Source organism: Cellulophaga sp. 3_MG-2023, from assembly GCF_030546975.1.
Taxonomy (GTDB): domain Bacteria; phylum Bacteroidota; class Bacteroidia; order Flavobacteriales; family Flavobacteriaceae; genus Cellulophaga.
This window is the reverse complement of the sequence record NZ_JAUOPS010000003.1, coordinates 187,812-204,018: the sequence shown is the minus strand read 5'-3', so window position 1 is coordinate 204,018 and position 16,207 is coordinate 187,812. Positions and strand designations below refer to the sequence as shown.

The window sequence follows — 16,207 nt, the reverse complement described above, 5'->3', positions numbered from 1 at the left end:
ATAAAAAATGAGAATATTATTTACGGTATGTTTTGTAGTACTTATTAGTGCAATTGGCTCTGCACAAAATTTGGTTAAAAACTCTAGCTTTGAAGATTATAAAAATTGCCCAAGTGACATAGGTAAATTTACAAACAATGTTAATGACTGGTCTATTTTACAAGGCACTACAGATTATTTAAACTCTTGCAGCAGAACCGTAGGTTTTTTAAATCATAACGGAAAACAAATAGCCCGCAGCGGTTTTGCTTACGCTGGCATTTTTACATACTCTAACAAAGATTATAGAGAGTATGTACAAGGTACTTTAAGTGAAAAGCTAGAAAAAGACAAAAAATATATTGTTACATTTTATGTGAGTTTAGCAGATTATGCTACTCTAGCTATTGAAGATTTTAGTATTTTATTTACCAACAAACCTATTGCTGGTTCTACAATAACAAACAGTAAAAAAACCTTAGTTACACATAAAACACTATCTAAAATTAATGGTTTAGTGTACGACCATTATATGCAGTTAGATCCTATTTTTTATAAAAGTAAACAAATTTGGATGCAGGTTTATATTCCTTTTACTGCAAAAGGATATGAAACAAATTTTACCATTGGAAATTTTGCTAGTAATAGTAGAACCCAAAAAATGAAAGTCTCTGAGGTAAATGATAAAGATTTTTCATACTACTACATAGATGATGTTAGTGTTGAAGCAAAAGACCGAGAATTGCCTCCTTTGTATGCTGAAACTGTACCACAAAAAGCAGATGCCACACCAAAAATAGAACGCAATAAAGTATATACATTTAAAAACGTTTTATTTGAATTTAACAAAGCCGATTTACTAACTGTTTCTGAAGAAGAAATAAATGTATTAGCTACAATTTTACGCAACAACAACAAGCTTACTATAGAAATTTATGGGCATACTGATGCCGTTGGCTCCAAAGAACGAAACTTAGAACTTAGTAACCAACGTGCTAAAGCTGTGGCTAGCTATTTAATTGATAGCGGAATTGATGAAAACCGTGTAAAATGGATAGGATACGGCAGTAGCAAACCTGTAGCAGATAACACTACAGAAGAGGGGCGTACACAAAACAGAAGGGTAGAGTTTAAAATGTTAGAAAATTAATTTTCTAGTTTTTCTAAACTTAATTTTTCATCATTAAAAACTGCGTAAGTATAGTAACCAATCCAGTCACCAAGGTTAATGTAGGTAGATTTTCCGTTTAGGTCTATTGTCATTGGTAAATGACGATGTCCAAAAACAAAATAATCATAATGCTTGGTTTCTAATTTACGTTTTGCATATTGTACCAACCACTCTTTGTCTTCGCCTAAAAACTTAACATCATCATCACCTGAAATTGCTTTGTTTTTTACTGAAAAATATTGAGCTAAAGATACACCTATGTCTGGGTGTAACCACCTGTAAAACCATTTAGAAACAGGGTTTGTAAACACCTTTTTCATTCTTTTATAACCTTTATCGTGTGGTCCTAAACCGTCGCCATGACCTATAAAAAATGAAGTATTGTTAAATAAAAATTGTTGTGGTGTGTGGTACACTGGTATGTTTAATTCTTCTTCAAAATAACCATCCATCCAAAGATCATGATTACCTACAAAATAATACACAGGTATACCCGCATCTGTTAGTTCTGCTAGCTTACCTAAGGTTCTTGTAAAACCTTTAGGAACTACAGTTTTATACTCAAACCAAAAATCGAATAAATCTCCTAACAAAAAAATTGCAGCAGCATCTTCTTTAATTTCGTCTAACCAAGCAACAAACTTTTTTTCTCTTGGTTTACTCTCTGCCATAGTTGGCGCACCCAAGTGATTATCGCTTGCAAAGTATACTTTTTTACCTTTTGGAACTGTAATTTTTTTCATTTGCTAGTAAAGATACGTAAACAGAAATTTTTAATTAGTTGTCTGATGCGTACCACTCTGCAAAAGAAGAGTCTGTTTCTTGTAGTTTTAAAGAGTGTAAGTTAATATTTTGTGGTAGTCTTGCTTTAATTTTTTCAGCAAAATCTATTACCATATTTTCACTAGTTGGTTGGTAGTCTGCTAATATTACACTGTGCCCTCTTTTTGTTAACTCCTCTGCCAACTCTATATGTGGTGTGTTTTTATTAAATACCGTAGCGTGGTCATACACATCTACAATTTCTTCTTTGACTATTTTTTTAAGATCACCAAAGTCTATAACCATACCCCATTTAACATTGTTAGTATCTGTAATAGGAGAACCAATTACGGTAACAGATAATTTATAACTATGCCCATGTACATTTCTACATTTACCATCATAGCCATATAATGCGTGACCGGTTTCAAAACTAAACTGCTTGGTTATTCTAATATTACTCATACTTACATATTTTGCGCTGCAAAGGTATTATTTTAAGGCAGATGTTTTTATCTATTAACAAATAAAATCTCTACCAAACAGCTAATAAGACTAAAACTATGGTCTTTTAACTGATGATAGAGATTTATGACTTTACTTTTTACCAGTTTACACCAGTAAAATTTAGTAACTATTGCGCTATAATTTATTCGTAAAAGTTAACTGCACCAGAGTTAATATCATACATAGCACCAACAATTTTAATTTCGCCATTCTTTTGCATTTCTGCAAGAACACTACTCTCTTCTAGAATTTTGTCTATAGTAAGTTGTACGTTTTTAGCAGATACGTTATCTACAAACTCTAAGTTTTTAGAGTTACGCAAACTATCATCTTTTGGCTCTGCAACAGCATTTACAGCAGGCTTAATTTTAGCCAACATTGCTGTTAAGTTTCCTAATTCTGCATTGTCACAAGCTCCTTTAATTGCACCACAACTAGTGTGTCCTAAAACTACAATTAGTTTAGTACCTGCTAATTTGCAACCAAACTCCATACTACCTAAAATATCTTCGTTTACAAAGTTACCGGCAATACGTACGCTAAAAATATCTCCTAAACCTTGGTCAAAAACCAACTCGGCAGATACTCTAGAGTCTATACAGCTTAAAATAGTTGCAAAAGGAAACTGACCTTCACTAGTATCATTAACTTGTTCTAATAAGTTTCTGTTTGCTTTTAAGTTACTTTGAAACCTTTGGTTTCCTTCTTTTAAAAACTGTAAAGATTTTTCTGGAGTCATTGTAGACTGAGTCTCTTTAGTATGTGCTTTCATATATTTTTATTTTTTAAATTATTATAATTTTAATGTACTTACCAACTACTTATTGGTGTATAATAGTAATGATACATCTGCTTTGTTTATTACATTGCGTACACCTTTTGTTGCTCTGTTTACACAAAGTAAATTAATATTACTTTTTAATAGGTACTTAGATATGTAACTTATTTCATTACCTCCTTGCTCAGGAACAAAGTCTATAGCTTCTTTAGAATCTAAAATTGCTTGCTCTTTATTTCCTTTTTCTGCAACTGTTAAAGGTGTTATTGTTTTTTGACTATTTTTTATTAAATCTTCAATAAACTTTAAATTAAAAAACTCTTTTTTTTCATTTAAAACACCTAAAGTTAAGCTATTAACAGGTGTAACCTCTCCATTTTTAGTAGTTATTAAAACTAAGCCTTTGTAATTTTTCAAAACAAAATCTGTAATATGATCACCAATAATGTTAATCATTTTAGATTTTCTTTTCCCTAAAACAATCACATCTGGCTGTTGTTCTTCAATTTGTTTTGCTATTTCATTCTTTACATTGCCAAAAGAAAAACTATGTTTAATTTTTGTATTGGATGCCTTAGAAATTGGCTTAATAATATTACTTATAATATGGTCTGTGCTATTGTATTGTTCATTAATAGAACGCATAGCAGACAGTTGGTTGTCTCTAACAACTACATCTGATGCCTTTTTTGCATAAAAGAAAGACACATCTCCATTTATCGTTTTAGCCAAGTTTACAGTACTCTGCAATGTAGCAACTGTAGTCTCTTTTAAATCTGATAAAACTAAAATTTTATATTTCTTTTTTAGCATAGGACCTCTAATTTAAACTAACGTTAGATTTTGGTCTCAACTTAAAAAATTCTATAAAACTATCTGGATTCTCTACTACACCTCTTTCTGATATTAACTTAATATCTATATTACGTTCTTTTGCTTTAAAAGCAAAGTCTTCTAAAATTTCAATGATGTCATAATCTAAATATCTAGTTTTAGTAACATCAAACTCTAAATAGGTGTCTTTAGGTAAACTGTCTAACTCTTTTAAAATAGCTCCTTTGTTAAAGAAAGTAACTTCTTCTGCAAGTTCCATTTTAATTTTGTGCTTACCATTGCTATTATCCTCAATATGTAAAAAGTGAGAGTTTTGGTAGCTTTTTAATAAAATAACAATAATACCTACTAACAAACCTAAACCAATACCGTACAATAAGTTTATAAATACAATTCCTAAAACAGTAACTGTAAAAGGGATAAACTGTTTCCAGCCTAGTTTATACATTTTTTTAAACAATGCTGGTTTGGCTAATTTATAACCTACAATAAATAATATAGCTGCCAAGACAGATAAAGGTATTTTATTTAAAAGTGTAGGAATTAAAATAACAGAAATTAACAATAAAAAACCGTGAATAATTGCCGATAATTTTGTTTTCCCTCCAGATTGAATGTTTGCTGAACTCCTTACAATTACTTGCGTAATAGGCAAACCACCAATTAAACCAGAGACAATATTACCTGTTCCTTGCGCAAATAACTCTCTGTTTGTTGGAGTTACATTTTTGTCTGGATCTAACTTATCTGTTGCTTCTACACATAACAAAGTCTCTAAACTAGCTACTAAAGCAATAGTAAATGCTATAATCCATACCTCTGGATTTGTTATAGCTGAAAAATCAGGAAAATTAAACTGACCTATAAAACTGTCAAAGCCATCTGGTACTGGCACAGCAACAAGATGATCTACAGAAATATTTAAGCTTGAACCTTTTGTTAAAATATAAAAAACAATTCCAACTGCAACAGCCACTAGTGGACCTTGAACAATTTGAAAAATCTTTCCTTTTTTAGACAGAACATTAGACCACAATAATAATATAAACATTGAAATTAATGCTACTACTGTTGCACCTACACTTACGTTACCACTAATTAATGCATTTATAGCTTTTAAAAGTTCTGTAAATGTATTTTCCCCATCAATTTGTAAAAAAGCAAAATCTCCCTGTGGATCTTTATCCATTCCAAAAAAGTGCGGAATTTGCTTTAAAATAATAATAATACCTATACCTGTAAGCATTCCTTTAATTACTGAAGATGGAAAGTAATAACCAATAACTCCTGCCTTTAAGGCTCCAAAAATTAATTGAATAACACCACCTAAAACAACGGCAACTAAAAAACTTTCATAACCTAAATCTTGTATTGCAGTAAAAACTATAGCTGCTAAACCTGCAGCAGGTCCACTAACACCTATTTTAGAGCCACTTAAAGCTCCTACTACTACACCACCAATTATACCTGCAATTAAACCAGAGAAAAGAGGCGCACCACTTGCTAATGCAATACCTAAACATAAAGGTAACGCTACGAAAAACACAACTACACTAGCTGGTAAATCGCTTTTTAAATTTTTAAACATATTAAATAGAATATTTTGCCTCTTGATTTTATTTTTTCAAGAGGAATTAAATAAATTAATGTGACCACACGCCAAAATGTGCAGTCTAAAAAGTCTAATTATAATATGTAAAAATCGGGAGGTGGAGAGACAAGGTTTATTAAAGGCCTTGGATACTTTTTAGAAGTATATGCTTGTTTGCTTTTTTCTTCAACGTAAGAAATATCTATTTCTGAAAAGTTATCGGAGTTTAAAAACTTTTTAGCATTGTGACCTTCTTCTTCTTCTGACATCGAATAAAAAGCAGAAATATCTACAGAATCATTTACCATAGTAATTATAGTTGGCGCAGATAAAAACGCCAAGAATAATACAGTAAAAAATATAGATATTATTTTTTTATACATTCTTTTTTTAAGTCAGAAGTTTACAAATATAGACCAAAACGTAAAATATAAAAATAGCTAATCCTAAAAAAAAATGCTTATGACAACATTTTTAAATAGTTAACTCTTTTCATAATTTAATTAGTTTATAATTGCAAAAACTGGTTATAAATTTATTTTCTTTTATATTTTTTACTGTTTTTAACTCTATTAAAAACATAAACTGCTACTACAAATAATGCTAGTAATGGAAATACTAAATCTCCTCCCATAATCTTCTTATTTTTTTAATTCTTCTTATTTTTAATGATAAAAGACACTATTGCAGCCGTTACCACTCCCATAGATAACGCAGTAAATATGCCTTGTCGTATATAATTATCTATATTAAAATATTCTACAGCCTTATCTTGCGTCATAGTTCCCATTTTTACAATGTATTTTGTTATGTTAGCAAAATACTCTGGTGATATGTAAACGTAAGTAATGTATTGCGTAGCCGGACTTAATATAGCTATTACAGCACTTAAAACTATACCGCTTATAAAACCTTCTTTCCACGTAATTTCTCCGTTAAAATCGGTTTGCTTTTTGTCTCGCAACGCCAAAACATATAGTATAATAGCCACTACACCAAATAAATTAGTAAGTATTAAGTGTTTACTAACTTGGTCTGTATGCCACCCCATTTGCTTTTCAAAATAAGCCCACAAAAGCGCACAAGCAGAAAAGATAAAACCCCATTTTATCTCTGTTTTAAACTTATTCATAAAAACTATTTTCTATATTTTGATAATGCATTTTTTGTGAAATCAGACAAAACCAATTTACCAGAAACAGTAGCACGTTCTTGTAACAAACTATTCCAATTCTCTGTTCCTTCCCATAAAATTGATTTCATTTCTTGTAAAGCCTCTGGATTGTATGATGCTAATTTTTCTGCAAAAATTTCAATCTCTTTATCCATCTCTTTAATAGATCCAAAAACTTTAGCAAACAAACCTTTATCTTTTGCCCAATAAGCACTTTGCCAATCTGTAGCCGCCAAAGAAAGTTCTGCTAAACCGCTTTTACCAACTTTACGTTCTACAGCTGGTGCAATTACAAAAGGACCAATACCTATAGATAACTCAGAGAGTTTTATAGATGCCGCTTCTGTAGCAAAAGCATAGTCACAAGCAGCTGCCAAACCAACGCCTCCGCCAACTGTTTTGCCTTGTATACGACCCACAATTAGTTTTTTACACTTGCGCATTGCATTAATAACATTTGCAAAACCACTAAAAAATTGTTGTCCTTCTTCTAAATTAGTTACTTCCATTAACTCGTCAAAAGAAGCACCTGCACAAAAAGCTTTTTCACCTTCAGACTTTAAAATGATTACGGATACAGCCGTATCATCAGATAATTTCTGAATCTCTTTTGTTAATCTATCTAACAATTCTGCTACAAAAGAATTACTAGCCGGATGACCAAATTCTATTGTTGCCACTTTATTATCTATATTGGTATATAAACTACCGTTTGCTCTTGTTGTACCCATAAAAGTGTTTTATGTTGTGTAAAGTTCAAAATTACGTTTTTTGTAAGAGTGGACGAAACTTTGTGTTAAATTTAACCACCAATGCACCGCCTCTTATTAACATCCAAACCACAAAAGACAGCCAAATTCCCGTAAAGCCCCAACCTAGCTCTTTACTTAGGTATAACATAGGTACAAAACCTAAAAATGTAGCATCTAAAAGCGTATCTCTTAGGTATTTCATTTCCCCTAAGCCTTTAAAAAGTCCATCAAAAACAAAAGCTATTGCATTAATAGGTAAGCTTAGTATTATGATATAAAAAACTGAATAAAATGTATCTAAAGCCACTTGCTCATTAGAAAAAATTTGTCCTATAGGGTGATAAAAAACAAAGCCCAAAACCACCAAAACTAAACTAACTGTTACTCCGTACTGAAGAATTTTTTTAGCCAACAGCCAAAGGCTATTATAATCTTTCGCCCCTAACAATTTACCTCCTAAAATATTACCTGCAGCGCCATAACCGTCTATAAAAAAAGCAGAAAACAACCATACATTTATAGCTATTGTGTGGGCACCAATAAACCTATCTCCTAGATCTGTGGCCTCGCGCACGGCTAATATTAACGCTATGTTTAAAGACAATGCACGCACAAATAAATTTAAACTCATAACCACCAAACGCCCTAATTCTGGGTGCAACGGAAAGCGTAACTTTAAACTAATATCTGTTTTTAAAATAAGTAAAAAGAATGCTATTATTGCCATTACTGCTTGTGATAGTAAACTTGCCCAAGCCGCACCATCTAAATACATAGGGTCCAAAATACCTTCTACACCGTAAACAAAAATATAATCTAAAAAAATATTTAAAAAAGCACCTATTAAAACTATTACCATTGGCCAGCTTGTGTTTTGCAAACCTCTAAAAATACCCATCACAGCAAACGTAAATAGTGTTAACGGAAAACCCCAAACCCTAATACCGTAGTAAGACACGCAAAACTCTAAAATTTTACCCTTTGCCTTAAAAAACACAAATATTTCTTCTATTACAAAAACAGTAGAAAGTAGAATTACAACACTTAACAAAATATTAAAAAAAATAGCCTGCACTGGTAATGTTTTAACCTCTGCCAATTTACCAGCTCCTAAATACTGAGAAATTATGGCAGATATAGCACTTCTGGTTTGTCCTAAAACCCAAATAAGCATAGACAAAAAAGACCCCACAATACCTGCTGCCGCAAGAGATTCTAGTCCGTAGTTAGGGATATTACCCACTATAGCAGCGTCTGTAATAGAAAGCAATGGCTCAGATATACCTGCAATTGTAGCAGGTATTGCCAGTTTGTTTATATTTTTAAGATTTACAATTTTATTCAAAAAAAATAGCTTTATAAAACAAGTTCAAAACAATGAAAAGGGTGTTCACTTTGTTTAGGAAAAAATATATCTCCTAATTGTTTGTAACCTCTGGTTTGGTAAAAATTTACATTGCGTTTATTTACACTAAAAGTATCTAACCGTACAGATACAAAGTCATTATTTTTAGCATATTCCTCTGCAAAATTCATCATTTTTTGCGCATACCCTTTACCCTGTAGTTCTGGATGCACAGACAACCTATGTATGTATAAATTAGCATCATTTTTAGTGAGCCACTTAATAGGAACATATTCACTATCCATATAGGTAGACAGTACAATGGTTCCCGCAATTTTTTCATCAACCTCTAAAACATATAATTCTTCTTGGGCAATATCATTTAAAAAAGCTTGTTTACTTGGGTAGTGCTCGTTCCACTGGTAAATGCCATTTTTAATCATAAAAGCAGCACAAGCCTTTGTAACAGTAAGAATTTTGTCTATTTCTGATTTTTTTGCGAGACGAATCATTGGAGGTATAAATTAAATTGTAAATTTAGAGTATAAAATACAACTGATAAAATGTGCTGGTATTTTTAATACGTCTTTAACCAAGACTAAATGCACATATAATAACCTAATTAAACTCAATATAAAAAATGAAGAATATATTGGTTCCTATAGGGACATCTACAGAAAGTCATGAAACATTACAATACGCCGTAGATTTTGCTAAAAATTTTGATGCAACCATTTATGTAATGGAAGTTTTTAATGTTATTTCTGCTGGCGCTGGTAGTTTGGCCAATGCTACAGATAAGATTGAAAAAAACAACAGAGAACAATTGTTAGATGTTGTTAATAAGGTTGATAAAAAAGGAACTGAAATTAAAATTGCAACTTACCAAGGGGATATTATTGCTGGTCTTAAAAAAATTGACAAGCAGTTTTTAGGAATAGATTTAATAATTATGGCTCCTAGAAGTAATGATGTTAACGAGGGCAATTACCTTGGCAACACTTCTGGTAAAATTATTAAAAAAACAGATATACCTACATTAATAGTACCCGTAGGCTATGTTTTTAAACCTGTAACATCTATACTTACGGCTTTTAAATCTGGTATTTTAAAGCGCAAAAGAATACTTAACCCATTAATTACTATTAAAAAACAGTTTAATAGTGCCGTTAACTTATTATTGGTTAAAACGCCTGGCTATACAGATGATGATTTAAAAGTAGATACCGCATTATTAGATATTAGTTCTAAAATGACACTTACAGAAAATGTAACTACTTACCACGGCGTATTAGAGCATTTTTTAACTAAACAACCAGATATGTTGTGCGTGTTTAGAAGAAAAAGAGGTTTTTTTAAGAAGTTATGGGAAAAGAATACCATTTCTAAATCAGAGTTTTTTGCCCCTGTACCTGTATTGGTTTTAAGCGTTAAAAAAGACTAAGGTTTTTTTAAATAATTATATACAAAACCCCTTTACTAAATGTAAAGGGGTTTGTTGTTTTATATAAAATTGAATTGCTTTACCTAAAGTAACAACCCGCTAATGCTTAGTTATTAACTTCTGCTGGTCTCTAAAATAACTTGGCGTGTAGCCCATTTTGCGTTTAAAGGTTCTATTAAAGTTAGATATGTTGTTAAAACCACTATCAAAACAAATTTCGTTTATAGAGCGTTCTGTTTCTATAAGCAACCTTGCTGCATGGCCCAAGCGCAAATCACTAACATAGTCAGAGAATGATGAATTTGTACTTTTTTTAAAAAAATGACTAAATGCAGACTCAGACATATTTACCAAACTGGCCACATCTTTTAATGGTATTTTTTGGTGCAAATTTTCTTTAATATAATTGTTTACTTTTTCTATTCTACGGCTCTTATGCATAGTGTAGTGGTCTACATAGGAGTGTGAAGCTAACATTTTTGTACTGCGTGCAATAGACAAATCATACAAAATAGATAAAAAATTAAGAAGCGAATCAAAATCCTGAGACTCAGACAAACGCAATATTTTGGGCTTTAAAGCCGCAATAGTTTCTTTAGAAAATAAAATACCTCTTTTAGATTTTTCTAATAGATCTCTAATAGGCAACATTAACTTTCTGTTTAATGCCAACTCTGACAAAAACTTTTCATGAAATTGTACTGTTACCACATGTGCTTTTGTATTCTCGTCTACACCTGTCCATGCATGTGGTGTGTTAGGCCCTACCAAGACCAAATCATTATCTACATACTCCTGTATAGAATCTCCAATGATTCTTTTTCCTGATGAATTTAAAACTAAATTAAGTTCTAATTCTGGATGAAAATGTATAGGAAAATCAAACTTAGCAGAATGATGGTTTAATACAATGAAGAAATCATCTTCACATATAGGCACTAACTCCCTTAAAATACGCGCTTCTTTATTCATAATAGTATCATATTATATTTCCACAAAATAAAGCTTCAATAATAGTAAAATGTAAATAAATGACTACATTTTTTATCAAATTAAATAAAAATAACCCAATTTTCAATCATAAAAGTCAATAATAATTCATTGTATAACTACAATAACAACCTTAAATTCATATTAGTATCACTATTTAACATCATTTACAAAATTTAAGTTAATGTTATGTTATTATTTTGTAAACAACTTAATTACTAACTAAAAAATTCATGAACTAATGAAATATGAGTTTCAAAAAAGTATGATTTTTATTGTTTTCTTAATTTTTAGCTTCTATGGAGTTGCACAAATTAAGGTAACCGGAACAGTAAAATCTAACGACGGAGTTCCTTTACTTGGTGTTACCATAATGGAGCAGGGTTCTAGCACAAACGGAACCACTACAGATTTTGACGGAAACTTTGCTCTTGAAGTTGACAGTGCAAAAGACGTACTTGTAATTTCTTATATTGGCTTTGTTACTAAAACGATTTCGATACCAGAAAATAAAAATGTATCTGTTATATTAGAAGAGGATTTAGAGCAACTATCAGAGGTTGTTGTTGTAGGTTACGGCTCTGTTAAAAAGAGTGATGTTACTGGTTCTGTTACTTCGGTAGAAATGGACAATATACCTTCTAAACCAGCCAATTCTATTGATGGTTTATTACAAGGTCAGGTTGCAGGTGTGCAAGTAACTACACCATCAGACAATCCTGGTGCTGGCGCTGTTATTAGAATTAGAGGCGGCAGCTCTTTGCGCGGCGGTAACGATCCGCTTGTTGTTGTAGATGGCTTTCCTATTGGTTATGCAGGTGATTTAAAACAAATTTCTCCACAAGATATTGCCTCTATGGAGGTGCTTAAAGATGCTTCTGCTTCTGCAATTTATGGTTCTAGAGGTGCCAATGGTGTTATTATGATTACTACCAAAAAAGGCGCTAAACATACTACAGAGGTTACCGTTTCTCAGCAAAACACATATTCTAGTTTTACATCAGACCTTAACCTTTGGAGAGATCCTGTTTTAATGGCAGAGCTAAGTAACGAAAGCAGAACTAACGGTGGTTTTACTCCTATTTATATTGGTGCAAAAGATGCAAATGGTGTGTATTATCCATCTGTGAGCGAGCTTAAAAATGGAAGTTGGGCCTACAATACACGTTGGGATGATGTTGTTTTTCGTGATCCGGTATCTAATAACACAAATATTGCTGTACGTAGCCAAACAGATCGCACACAGTTTAGCTTAAGTACTACGTATTACACTAATGAAGGTGTTTATATTAATAATGATTATGAAAAACTAAACATTAATTTAAACGTAATTCATAAAATATATAATGACAAGGTAACTATTGGAGGTAATGTTATTTACTCTAAAGGAAACCAAAATAACAATAATGATTTAGCATACTGGCGTAATCCTATTTTCCCTATTTATGAAGATGGTAATCCTATTAACGACTACTTTTTAGCAGGCTCACAAGATTACTCACATCCTATTGCCTTAGTAGAAAATAGAACTAATAAAAACGAATTTTTAGATTTTATAGGTTCTGCATTTATAGAGATTGATTTTACAAAAACGTTAAAATTAAAAACTCAGGTTAACCATAAATACGGGCGCTCTATTACAGATTATTACAATCCTAAAATTTATACTCAAGACGGTACTTTTAACAATGGTTCTGGCGGTGTTAATAATTGGGAAAATACAGAAACTGTTGCAGAGACTTTTTTAACGTATAACAACACATATGGTAATAAGCACAACTTTACAGCAATGGGTGGTTTCTCTTACCAAGGGTATGAGGCCAGAACGTCTGACCTGAAAGCGTATGATTTTTTAAATGAATCTTTAGGCAATGGCAACCTTGCTGCTGGTAATCCAGAAAAACAGTCTGTAGCGAATGGCTTATCTGAAACTGTTATGTACTCTGGTATTGGTCGTTTAAACTATGGTTATGATGATAAATACCTTGCTACATTTACAGTACGTACAGATGGTTCTTCAAAATTTGGAGAAAACAACCAATGGGCATTATTCCCTTCTGGAGCATTAGGATGGAAAATACACAAAGAAGATTTTATTCGTAATCTAAATGTTTTTGATGAGTTTAAACTACGTGCTAGTTACGGTATCTCTGGTAACCAAGGTATTTCTCCTTACTTAATTAATAGTAGATACGGACAAGACCAATACTACGTTAATGGCCGTTGGCAAACAACAATTGGCCCTGGTTATGTAGTTGGACAAGATAGTCAAAGTGGTAAAAAAACCTGGGGCGGTATTCCTAATCCAGATTTAAAATGGGAAACTACAGAACAATTTAATATTGGCGCAGATGTTGCTTTTTTTAACAACAGATTAAAAGTTACTGCAGATTACTACAAAAAACACACCTCAGATTTATTACGTGAGCGTTTGCTTTCTCCTTCTTCTTCTTATGATAAAATGTGGGTTAACGATGGTGAAATAGAAAACCAAGGTGTAGAAGTTACTATAGATGGCACTATGGTTAACAAAGAAGATTGGGGACTAAACGGAATGTTTATTTTTTCTAGAAACAAAAACAAGGTTGTAAGCTTAGGAGATGCTGTGTCTTCTGGTTTAAATACTGATGCTTTAACTGGCATTAAATATGAGTTCTCTGGAAACCAAGTTGAAGCTTTCCGTGCTATACCAAATATTTTAGCCGTTGGGCAACCTATAAATGTTTTCTATGGCTACAAAGTAGATGGCATTGTACAGTCTAGAGCCCAAGGTTTAGCAGCTGGCTTAACAGGAGATCTAGCAGAACCAGGAGAATTTAAGTATGTAGATTTAAATGAAGACGGAGTTATAGATGAAAATGACCGTACCATAATTGGTAATCCTAATCCAGACTTTATAGCAAGTTTAAACCTTAATGGTCGCTATAAAAACTTTGATTTTTCTCTTTTCTTTAATGGTAGTTTTGGTCAAGATATTTTTAACACTAAAGCTTTTAGTGAACCCGGAAATACACCGTTACGCTGGACACAAGATAACACTACAAACAATTACCCTAGCTTAAGAGATGGTCGTACACTTTATATGTCAGATTATTTTATAGAAAAAGGAAGCTTTGTACGCTTACAAAACCTTTCTATTGGCTACAACATAACAAACTTAAATACGGCTTGGTTTAAAAAAGGTAGAATTTTTATGAACGGAACAAACCTATTCACCATAACAGATTTTAATGGTTATGATCCTGAACTAGGTGGAGATGGCATTTATTGGGGTGGCTACCCTAAGTTAAGAAACTGGACTTTAGGCGTAGAACTAACCTTTTAAATTCAGTTAAAAATGAAAACATTTACAATAATAAACGAATTGAAAATGAAGCACTTTAAAAAATTAATAGTAGGGTTGGCACTTGTTGCTGGTGTTACTTCTTGTGAGAGCTTAGATGTAGAGCCTACTGGTTTTTATTCTGATGAAAATTTCTATAAAACTATTGAAGATGCAGAGGCATCTATTTTATATGCTTACGATGCACTTACACTTGTTAGTTATGCACCTGTTACGTATTATTTTACAGAATTAGCATCAGACAATTGTGTTGTTAAGGCAGACGAAGGTGCAGATGCACAAGCATTTGTAAACTGGGAAGTTACTGCACAAAACCAATTACTAACACAGTACTACAGATCTATATATATAGCAGTAAACCGTGCAAATGCAGTAATAGAAAATATAGAAGGCAAAGGTTTTAATCCAGAAGATGAAAAACGCATACTTGGCGAAGCTTTATTTTTAAGAGCATACAACCACTTTAATGCTATAAAAGCTTTTGGTTTAGCTCCATTACAAAAATCTTTGATAGATAAATTAGATGAAACCACAGCTACATTGCCTGCAGATATGCAAGAGGTATATGCGTTTTTAATAGACGATTTAACTAGAGCTATAGACAATTTAGAAGTAAACAGAGTTACTGGGCGTGCAGATAAGGTTGCCGCACAAGCACTACTTTCTAAAGTATACTTATTTGCTGCTTCTGCTAAAGAAAATGGAGTTCCTAAATACAATACTATTACAGAAAGTGTAGACAATTTATACGCAAAATCTGCAGAATACGCAGCTATGGTTTTAAACAACCAAGGAGAATATAGTCACGACACTGATCTTCAAAATATTTATAATGTTGACTCTCCTAACGGACCAGAACATATTTTTATATTATCATTAGACAGGTCTGGCACAGAAGAAGGAGATTACTCTAAACTATCTAAATACTTTATTCCTTATATAGATGGAGCTACAGTTTATTTAAAAAACACAGACGATACTTTTTCTCCAACACATGACGGGTGGAGTGTTTTTCAGACTACAGATAAACTATTCTCTTCTTATGAAGCTGAAGACAAACGTAAAACAGATTTATTTGTTTCAGAAATTTATAATCAAGATGGTGTCCCTATAGGCTCTGTTGCAGATGGCACTGTAATTTATCCGTTTACAAGAAAATACATAGATCCTTTATTTGAGGGTGATAAAACAAGTACAAGACCATACTTAATCCGTTACTCAGACATACAATTGGTTTATGCAGAAGCTACTGCTAATGCAGATGGTTTAGTACAATACAATCAAATTAGAAACAGAGCAAACGCTACAGAACTAGCTAGTATTGGTGGCTTATCTAAAGCAGATTTTAGAAAATTAGTTGTAGAAGAACGCCAAAGAGAACTTGCTTACGAAGGTGACCGTCTGTGGGACCTTAGACGTACAAACACAGTACAAAGCAATGTAACCAATGCCGCTGGTTTATCTCCAGAAGCAGTTGCTTTTTATCCTATTCCACAACGTGAAATAGACTTAAACCCTAACATCAACTAAACTAAAG

At 32.3% G+C, this 16,207-nt stretch carries 15 protein-coding genes; 4 read left to right on the top strand and 11 right to left on the bottom strand.

Translation table 11 applies throughout. The features are described 5' to 3' along the window. Positions 1-7 precede the first annotated feature (7 nt). Positions 8-1,129, top strand: a complete 1,122-nt coding sequence (locus Q4487_RS10565; protein ID WP_303542145.1) for an OmpA family protein — start codon at positions 8-10, stop codon at positions 1,127-1,129. Here Q4487_RS10565 and Q4487_RS10560 read toward each other — a convergent pair. From Q4487_RS10560 to Q4487_RS10515, 10 genes are all read right to left on the bottom strand, one after another. Beyond that, complete coding sequence (locus Q4487_RS10560) at positions 1,126-1,893, bottom strand: UDP-2,3-diacylglucosamine diphosphatase (RefSeq protein ID WP_100894526.1); 768 nt, start codon at positions 1,891-1,893, stop codon at positions 1,126-1,128. The genes Q4487_RS10565 and Q4487_RS10560 overlap by 4 nt on opposite strands. Before the next feature lie 34 nt (positions 1,894-1,927). Further along, on the bottom strand, positions 1,928-2,377 hold the full coding sequence (locus tag Q4487_RS10555) for a 6-carboxytetrahydropterin synthase (protein WP_303542147.1): 450 nt from the start codon (positions 2,375-2,377) through the stop codon (positions 1,928-1,930). A gap of 184 nt (positions 2,378-2,561) precedes the next feature. Further along, the gene (locus Q4487_RS10550) at positions 2,562-3,191 is read right to left on the bottom strand and encodes a carbonic anhydrase family protein (RefSeq protein WP_100894524.1); all 630 of its coding nucleotides are present in this window, start codon (positions 3,189-3,191) and stop codon (positions 2,562-2,564) included. Between the two features lie 45 nt (positions 3,192-3,236). Continuing rightward, complete coding sequence (locus Q4487_RS10545; protein ID WP_100894523.1) at positions 3,237-4,010, bottom strand: universal stress protein; 774 nt, start codon at positions 4,008-4,010, stop codon at positions 3,237-3,239. Positions 4,011-4,017: 7 nt separating this feature from the next. Next, entirely contained in the window at positions 4,018-5,619 is a 1,602-nt protein-coding gene (locus Q4487_RS10540) for a SulP family inorganic anion transporter (protein WP_100894522.1), read from the bottom strand. Between the two features lie 98 nt (positions 5,620-5,717). Beyond that, on the bottom strand, positions 5,718-6,005 hold the full coding sequence (locus Q4487_RS10535; RefSeq protein ID WP_100894521.1) for a hypothetical protein: 288 nt from the start codon (positions 6,003-6,005) through the stop codon (positions 5,718-5,720). A gap of 266 nt (positions 6,006-6,271) precedes the next feature. Then, a complete protein-coding gene (locus Q4487_RS10530) occupies positions 6,272-6,754 on the bottom strand; it encodes a DUF4199 domain-containing protein (protein WP_100894520.1) in 483 nt (160 codons plus the stop codon). A 5-nt stretch (positions 6,755-6,759) separates the two neighbouring features. Beyond that, entirely contained in the window at positions 6,760-7,527 is a 768-nt protein-coding gene (locus Q4487_RS10525; RefSeq protein WP_303542152.1) for an enoyl-CoA hydratase/isomerase family protein, read from the bottom strand. A 31-nt stretch (positions 7,528-7,558) separates the two neighbouring features. Next, entirely contained in the window at positions 7,559-8,893 is a 1,335-nt protein-coding gene (locus Q4487_RS10520; protein WP_303542154.1) for an MATE family efflux transporter, read from the bottom strand. Between the two features lie 11 nt (positions 8,894-8,904). Next, positions 8,905-9,405 carry a GNAT family N-acetyltransferase gene (locus Q4487_RS10515; RefSeq protein ID WP_303542156.1) on the bottom strand — a complete coding sequence of 167 codons (501 nt, stop codon included), beginning with the start codon at positions 9,403-9,405 and terminating at the stop codon, positions 8,905-8,907. Positions 9,406-9,533: 128 nt separating this feature from the next. Here Q4487_RS10515 and Q4487_RS10510 point away from each other — a divergent pair, with 128 nt between their 5' ends. Next, a complete protein-coding gene (locus tag Q4487_RS10510) occupies positions 9,534-10,337 on the top strand; it encodes a universal stress protein (RefSeq protein ID WP_100894517.1) in 804 nt (267 codons plus the stop codon). Between the two features lie 99 nt (positions 10,338-10,436). Here the strand turns inward: Q4487_RS10510 and Q4487_RS10505 are convergent, their stop codons facing one another. Further along, positions 10,437-11,309: an AraC family transcriptional regulator gene (locus Q4487_RS10505; protein WP_303542161.1), complete on the bottom strand. Its 873-nt coding sequence runs from the start codon at positions 11,307-11,309 to the stop codon at positions 10,437-10,439. Positions 11,310-11,568: 259 nt separating this feature from the next. Here Q4487_RS10505 and Q4487_RS10500 point away from each other — a divergent pair, with 259 nt between their 5' ends. Together Q4487_RS10500 and Q4487_RS10495 are read left to right on the top strand one after the other, a co-directional pair. Then, positions 11,569-14,652 (top strand): TonB-dependent receptor, encoded by a 3,084-nt coding sequence (locus tag Q4487_RS10500; RefSeq protein ID WP_303542163.1) that lies wholly within the window; start codon positions 11,569-11,571, stop codon positions 14,650-14,652. A 12-nt stretch (positions 14,653-14,664) separates the two neighbouring features. After that, complete coding sequence (locus Q4487_RS10495; RefSeq protein ID WP_303542165.1) at positions 14,665-16,200, top strand: RagB/SusD family nutrient uptake outer membrane protein; 1,536 nt, start codon at positions 14,665-14,667, stop codon at positions 16,198-16,200. The last annotated feature ends 7 nt before the right edge of the window (positions 16,201-16,207 follow it).

Excerpts from the sequence above, each read along its gene's own strand:
- Q4487_RS10525 (WP_303542152.1), bottom strand. The coding sequence starts at position 7,527 with ATGGGTACAACAAGAGCAAACGGTAGTTTATATACCAATATAGATAAT.
- Q4487_RS10560 (WP_100894526.1), bottom strand. The coding sequence starts at position 1,893 with ATGAAAAAAATTACAGTTCCAAAAGGTAAAAAAGTATACTTTGCAAGC.
- Q4487_RS10535 (WP_100894521.1), bottom strand. The coding sequence starts at position 6,005 with ATGTATAAAAAAATAATATCTATATTTTTTACTGTATTATTCTTGGCG.
- Q4487_RS10505 (WP_303542161.1), bottom strand. The coding sequence starts at position 11,309 with ATGAATAAAGAAGCGCGTATTTTAAGGGAGTTAGTGCCTATATGTGAA.
- Q4487_RS10515 (WP_303542156.1), bottom strand. The coding sequence starts at position 9,405 with ATGATTCGTCTCGCAAAAAAATCAGAAATAGACAAAATTCTTACTGTT.
- Q4487_RS10565 (WP_303542145.1), top strand. The coding sequence starts at position 8 with ATGAGAATATTATTTACGGTATGTTTTGTAGTACTTATTAGTGCAATT.
- Q4487_RS10555 (WP_303542147.1), bottom strand. The coding sequence starts at position 2,377 with ATGAGTAATATTAGAATAACCAAGCAGTTTAGTTTTGAAACCGGTCAC.
- Q4487_RS10545 (WP_100894523.1), bottom strand. The coding sequence starts at position 4,010 with ATGCTAAAAAAGAAATATAAAATTTTAGTTTTATCAGATTTAAAAGAG.
- Q4487_RS10540 (WP_100894522.1), bottom strand. The coding sequence starts at position 5,619 with ATGTTTAAAAATTTAAAAAGCGATTTACCAGCTAGTGTAGTTGTGTTT.
- Q4487_RS10530 (WP_100894520.1), bottom strand. The coding sequence starts at position 6,754 with ATGAATAAGTTTAAAACAGAGATAAAATGGGGTTTTATCTTTTCTGCT.
- Q4487_RS10550 (WP_100894524.1), bottom strand. The coding sequence starts at position 3,191 with ATGAAAGCACATACTAAAGAGACTCAGTCTACAATGACTCCAGAAAAA.
- Q4487_RS10495 (WP_303542165.1), top strand. The coding sequence starts at position 14,665 with ATGAAAACATTTACAATAATAAACGAATTGAAAATGAAGCACTTTAAA.
- Q4487_RS10500 (WP_303542163.1), top strand. The coding sequence starts at position 11,569 with ATGAAATATGAGTTTCAAAAAAGTATGATTTTTATTGTTTTCTTAATT.
- Q4487_RS10510 (WP_100894517.1), top strand. The coding sequence starts at position 9,534 with ATGAAGAATATATTGGTTCCTATAGGGACATCTACAGAAAGTCATGAA.